General features: G+C 42.6%; 6 protein-coding genes and 1 tRNA gene. 1 reads left to right on the top strand and 6 read right to left on the bottom strand.

What is annotated here, in order from left to right; translation table 11 throughout:
- Positions 1 to 28 precede the first annotated feature (28 nt).
- Positions 29 to 787, bottom strand: coding sequence for an ATP-binding protein (locus HWQ44_RS15655; RefSeq protein ID WP_292720080.1), 759 nt, complete (start codon positions 785 to 787; stop codon positions 29 to 31).
- 226 nt (positions 788 to 1,013) lie between these two features.
- Between HWQ44_RS15655 and HWQ44_RS15650 the strand changes: the two genes are divergently transcribed.
- Entirely contained in the window at positions 1,014 to 1,802 is a 789-nt protein-coding gene (locus HWQ44_RS15650) for a hypothetical protein (RefSeq protein WP_292720078.1), read from the top strand.
- Here HWQ44_RS15650 and HWQ44_RS15645 read toward each other — a convergent pair.
- The 5 genes from HWQ44_RS15645 to HWQ44_RS15625 all read right to left on the bottom strand — a co-directional run bounded on the left by HWQ44_RS15645 (position 1,799) and on the right by HWQ44_RS15625 (position 4,983).
- Positions 1,799 to 2,977, bottom strand: coding sequence for an aminotransferase class V-fold PLP-dependent enzyme (locus HWQ44_RS15645; protein ID WP_292720075.1), 1,179 nt, complete (start codon positions 2,975 to 2,977; stop codon positions 1,799 to 1,801). The genes HWQ44_RS15650 and HWQ44_RS15645 overlap by 4 nt on opposite strands.
- A 24-nt stretch (positions 2,978 to 3,001) precedes the next feature.
- Positions 3,002 to 3,073, bottom strand: a tRNA-Asn gene (locus tag HWQ44_RS15640).
- Between the two features lie 144 nt (positions 3,074 to 3,217).
- Complete coding sequence (locus tag HWQ44_RS15635) at positions 3,218 to 3,769, bottom strand: NYN domain-containing protein (RefSeq protein ID WP_292720073.1); 552 nt, start codon at positions 3,767 to 3,769, stop codon at positions 3,218 to 3,220.
- A gap of 250 nt (positions 3,770 to 4,019) precedes the next feature.
- The gene (locus tag HWQ44_RS15630) at positions 4,020 to 4,697 is read right to left on the bottom strand and encodes an ABC transporter ATP-binding protein (protein WP_292720070.1); all 678 of its coding nucleotides are present in this window, start codon (positions 4,695 to 4,697) and stop codon (positions 4,020 to 4,022) included.
- 13 nt (positions 4,698 to 4,710) lie between these two features.
- Positions 4,711 to 4,983 (bottom strand): hypothetical protein, encoded by a 273-nt coding sequence (locus tag HWQ44_RS15625; protein ID WP_292720068.1) that lies wholly within the window; start codon positions 4,981 to 4,983, stop codon positions 4,711 to 4,713.
- Between the last annotated feature and the right edge of the window lie 410 nt (positions 4,984 to 5,393).

The following is a 5,393-nucleotide window of genomic DNA, read 5'->3' as shown; positions in this document are numbered from 1 at the left end:
CGCTGAATTCGACTCAAATCCTGGCTCGTCAATATTTAGATGCGTTTGCCCTGCCCCATTGCTGGGCATGACTCTGTTCATCTACACTCAAAGCTGCACCATTAGTAGAGCAACTTGGTAAGCGCGACAGTTCAATAGCCTCATCTGTATTTAGTTCTTTCAAAGAAATCGTGTGACCAATATTGAAAAAACTAGAGACAAACCGATGCTCGTTAGCATAAACATCCAGTTGTCTACGCGAAGCCACCACTAGCATCAAGGCATTGCTATCCATCAGCGATCGCAAATTGTCATAAAATCCATTATCGAATTTATCGGGATATTTCAAAAGGCTTTCAAAATCATCCAAACAGAGAACGGGTAGCTTTCCTTGTTGTTTCCATTGCTTAACCGCATCTGAAAATGCTTGACGATTAAACGGTTTAGTCTTCCAACAATTTTGCAGACTGCGTTGTTGCCATCCCTGAACGTGACTCAGTAAACCTTCAGCGACAGCCTCATAGAAACCCGTTTCAGTTTGGCAATCTACACCCCGTAACGGTAGGTAAATTACCACATAATTACTGCTGTTGTTTAATACTCGCTGCTGCCAAGTCAGAACGAAATGACGCAGCAACGAAGATTTACCAATGTGCTTCTCACCAACTATATTTATACTTGTAGGCTGATCGCCCTTCATCCGAGATGCGATCGCGTGTAATTCATCTTTACGACCGACAAACAGCCTGGGATCTTCAATCATCCCCGCAGCCACAAAAGGATTGGCAGGCAGCGCTCCAGAAGTCATGTAAAGCGTTATCCTAGTTTCAGCAATTTAAGTGCAATCACTTAAAAGAATACCACTAGCCCGATAATGTCTTTGTGATCTGATTCTTGAGTATGTACTTTTGCCATATCATGACAAGCCATAACAATTCCTAACACGAGATTTAAAACCAAATTATTTCAATCTGCGATGCGGAAATCTGAATTTCGTGTGTGGGCTGCTTTGAGTAAAGACTACAGTTACAACAATGAGACTCAAAATCTTAGAGCAAACTCCAACATTATTGAAACTACAACTTAAGCCAGCAGCCATCCTCTACTGGTTCTTTGGCGGATTATTTGTGGCAGGAGGCGTTTTATTGATCGCGACACTTGCAAAGACAACTACATTTACTTGTAATCGGGTTGAACCTACTCAAGAAAGTTGCCAATTAATCACCAAAAGTATTTTAAAATCTCAAGTTAAAACTTGGAATCTCAAAGAGGTGATAGGTGCAAAACTAGACACTAGTACGACTGCTGGGAATAGTTATCCCTTGGTACTTCTGACGAATGATGGTTCAGTTCCCATAGATTTAGTAAATGCAGACAGCACTCACAAGGAATCAAAGGCTAGACAAATTAATGCCTTTCTTAAAAACTCACGAGAACCAAAATTAATAATTCATGAAGATAGTCGTTTGTGGACTTATCCTCTAGGTTTATTCTTGATTGCAAGTGGTGCTGTATGCATTATTTATATGCTGATGAATGGCATAATCATTTGCATTTTCGATAAAACCCTTGACAAAGCGACTATCGAACGAAAAGGTTGGCTTGGTAAAGAAGTAGTTGAAGCTAAACTCTCAGAAATATCAGGGTTGAATATTGATGCAGTCGCAATTGACACAGTAACAGGCACAAGTTCAACCAGTTACAATATCGTCTTAAACTTGGTATCTGATAAAAATATTTATTTGGCTGCTGGCCCAATGTTTACTGCTGAGAGTGCAGAACAGACCCTTGATGCGATCGCCAGTTTCCTAAAACTAGATTAACCTGAGAGCAACCCCTTTAGAACCTTTCCTAAATACTCATACTGCTCTAAAGTATTGTAAATCTGTGCCGAAATCCTTACCAACAGCCGAGGTTTTTGCTGCCACGGCATCACCTGCACTTGAATACCAAACTTATCAAACAACTCATCATGTATAGACATGAAATCGCGGTTTTCCAAACTCGCAGGCATTGGCACAACCGCTATTGAACCAATCATCTCTTCTGGACAAGGCGGCTGCACTTCTAGTGCTTCACAAATTAGCTGTCTTCCCTGCAACACTAGCTGATGATTTTGCTTTCTCAATTCTGTCCACCCACCAGGTAACAACGAACCCATAAAAGCGATCGCTTCTGGTACACACATATAAGCTGTAGGATCGTCTGTACCTGTCCAGTCAAATTCTAACTGAAAGCGGCTTTTATCAGTGCGTGGCGAATTTGTCCCGTGGCTAATTGTCAGAGGACGAATTTCTGACTGTTGATCTCGTTGCACATACAAAAATGCTGCCCCTTTAGGCGCACACAGCCATTTATGACAATTCCCGGTGTAATAAGTTGCGCCAATCTCTCGCAAATCGAGAGAAATCATTCCAGGCGCATGTGCCCCATCTACCAATGTATCTACACCCCGTTGTTGCAACTCCTTCGCCAACTCTTGAATCGGGAAGATTAACCCTGTCTGACTGGTAACATGATCCAAAAGTGCTAATCGGGTTTTTGCTGAAACTCGCTCAATTACTGCTGCGATTACTTGTTGTGACGAGTCGATGGGGAAAGGAATTTTTGCCACCACCACCCGCGCCCCAGTGCTACTGGCAATAAAATCAAGTGCATTGCGGCAAGCATTATATTCGTGGTTAGTTGTAAGTATTTCGTCCTCTGGTGAAAACGTCAGCGATCTTAACACCGAATTAACGCCAGTCGTCGCATTGGGGACAAACACTAAATCTTGGACATCAGCACCTACAAACGCCGCCAGCTTACTTCTCGCATTGTCGAGCAGTGGTTCCCACTCTCTACCAAAAAAGCGTACAGGTTCCTGTTCGAGATGCGATCGCAAACGTTGTTGAAATTCCAGCACTTGTTTAGGACAAGCACCAAAAGACCCATGATTCAGAAACGTCACAGCCGAGTCAAGCGACCATAACTCTCTGATGGATAATCTAGAATCCAAAATTTAAAATCCAAAATTACTAAACTCCCCAGGCTGGATTCGAACCAGCGACCAATCGATTAACAGTCGATCGCTCTACCACTGAGCTACTGAGGACCACTCACGATTTATAATCTTAGGGCTAAAAATAGGATTTGGCAAGTACTTTCGCCAATATTTTTTTTAAATATTTAATTATAGAAATTTTGCAGCCAAAATTTATTCAGGAACTTAAGCAGAGACTGTTAAATACTCAAATATCTACTGTAATCCCATTCGTAATTCAGCCAGACGTTGCCGCGCCTTAGCATCAATGGCATTAGCTAAAAACCTACTCTTAGATTGTTTGCGCGTATGATACTTTTGTCGCATCCGGCAAACAGTGGTTTCCACTTCCCCACAGAGTTGTTGTGCTGACAACCATTCAGCCCCATAGCCTTGGATCATCAACTGCTGTGCCCGATCTGATGTAGCAACAATCACACGAGAAATCAAAGATTGAGCTATTTGCTGGCGAAAAGAAGCACAGGATTTTTCAATATAAGTATCTGCGGTTTGCCCAAAATCAGTGTAATAAACAGATAAAAGCTCAGTAATAATTTCTTTATTACTAGAGGTGTTCTGATATTGGGCATCAAAAACTATCTGAGTTGTGTAACCTTGAAACGCGCTATAACCAGTCATCGCTTCCACAAGTTCGCCCCGTGCGGCCTCTAATCCAACGCTATCACGCGTTTTTTTAAGGCAAGGCCAAGCGCCTATGATATTGTAGCCGTCCACTAACAAAACGGCTTGGAGTAAGGAACGGGGCATGGTTTTTAATCACAATTTTCTAGAGTTAACAAAATTCATTCATAAGTTTTATAATAATTGATGCATAGTCTGTAACACTATGCTACACAGAATAAAAAATACGGTAGCCTCACAAAACTCAAACCTCAGATAGACGCACCAACTTAAAACGCGCCTTTGTTTAAAAGGCGCGTTACAGTTCTTTTTTAATAGTCTTCAGGAGTGCTGAATGCAATGAATTTTACTTATTTACTAAGCACTCAGCACTTAATTAAGAGGCTTCGCTGTGTACCTCCATCAGACGTTCTTTGAGGCGTTGGGCTTCACCACTATCAACCAGAGAGCCTTTTTCTAGCAAGAAAGCGCCGTCACAGTAATTTAGCTCATCTAATCGATGTGTCACCCAAAGGGCTGTAATACCTCGACTTTTGACAAGGCGACGGACACCAGCAACTAAATCCAACTGGCTATCTGGATCTAGTAAGGCAGTGGGTTCATCTAATAATAAGACTTCACAGCGACGGGCGATCGCACCTGCGATCGCGACTCGCTGTTTCTGTCCCCCAGAGAGTGCATAGATAGGGCGTTGTTGCAAAGTAAGCAAATTCACCGCCCCTAACGCCTCCTCAACCCTGGCTCTAGTAGCAGCAGGTGGCAACTTTTCTTCCACCAATCCAAAAGCCACATCAGCACCAACCGTTGGCATCACCAGTTGATGATCTGGATTTTGGAAGACAAAGCCAACTGGGTGCAAAACCCTAATTTCGCCAGATTCAGGAGCTAATAACCCCGCCAGCAGTCTCAGTAACGTAGATTTGCCGCTGCCATTTGTACCCAAGAGCATCCAAAACTCACCCTTTGGTACTTCTAAAGAGCAAGATTTGATAACTTTCTCTCCATTAGGCCAACTGAAATTTAAATCCTTGACTTCAATGCCCACTTGAGCCATTTATCAACCTTGATTACTCAGCAGCTACAGCAAAAAAGCCAGGTGGTCTGGCACCACCAGGGGTTGTACCATCTTTCTGAACAATCTGCACCCCAGAAATTTCACTAGCGCGGACAGCAATTTTTTTCTCTGTCTTGCCCTCGCACTTGAGTTCCACAATGTCAGGGTTCCCAGAACGGATTGCTGCCAAAATTAGCTGATAGACAGCCTCAGCATCCTCTGCTGACTTACGTTGTACCGAGATAGGGAAAGCAGTGTTTCTGATGCTTAAATCGATGGTAAACATTTAGCAATAATCAAATTTAACTGTGGACTCATTTTAGCGTCAGCTGACTGATTCTAGGGAAATGGGTATTAGAAGAGGCAGAGGGGCAGGGTGCAGGGAGCAAGGGGGAGAATTCAAATTACCTCTTTCGCCTCTTGCTTCCCTGCTTTATCTACCTCGTCTGAATCAAAAATTAATTTTTATGACAAAACCCCTAGAAAAATTAGCGATTTACACCTAATATGATTAAAGGTGTGTAAAAAATTGTAAACTTGGTTAACAACCCGGTTAACTTTCTGCTTATAGATAGGCTTTTATATAGCCGTCTATAATACAGATACAACCTGTACTTATAAACATTTGGAGATTTGCTCTAATGACCATCGCAGTTGGACGTGCCCCCAGTAGAGGGTGGTTTGACGTTCTCGACG

This window comes from Nostoc sp. JL34 (assembly GCF_017114945.1).
Lineage (GTDB): Bacteria > Cyanobacteriota > Cyanobacteriia > Cyanobacteriales > Nostocaceae > Nostoc.
Note: the sequence above shows the minus strand (reverse complement) of the source record. Positions and strands in the feature narration are given on the sequence as shown.

Excerpts from the sequence above, each read along its gene's own strand:
- HWQ44_RS15655 (WP_292720080.1), bottom strand. The coding sequence starts at position 787 with ATGACTTCTGGAGCGCTGCCTGCCAATCCTTTTGTGGCTGCGGGGATG.
- HWQ44_RS15650 (WP_292720078.1), top strand. The coding sequence starts at position 1,014 with ATGAGACTCAAAATCTTAGAGCAAACTCCAACATTATTGAAACTACAA.
- HWQ44_RS15635 (WP_292720073.1), bottom strand. The coding sequence starts at position 3,769 with ATGCCCCGTTCCTTACTCCAAGCCGTTTTGTTAGTGGACGGCTACAAT.
- HWQ44_RS15630 (WP_292720070.1), bottom strand. The coding sequence starts at position 4,697 with ATGGCTCAAGTGGGCATTGAAGTCAAGGATTTAAATTTCAGTTGGCCT.
- HWQ44_RS15625 (WP_292720068.1), bottom strand. The coding sequence starts at position 4,983 with ATGTTTACCATCGATTTAAGCATCAGAAACACTGCTTTCCCTATCTCG.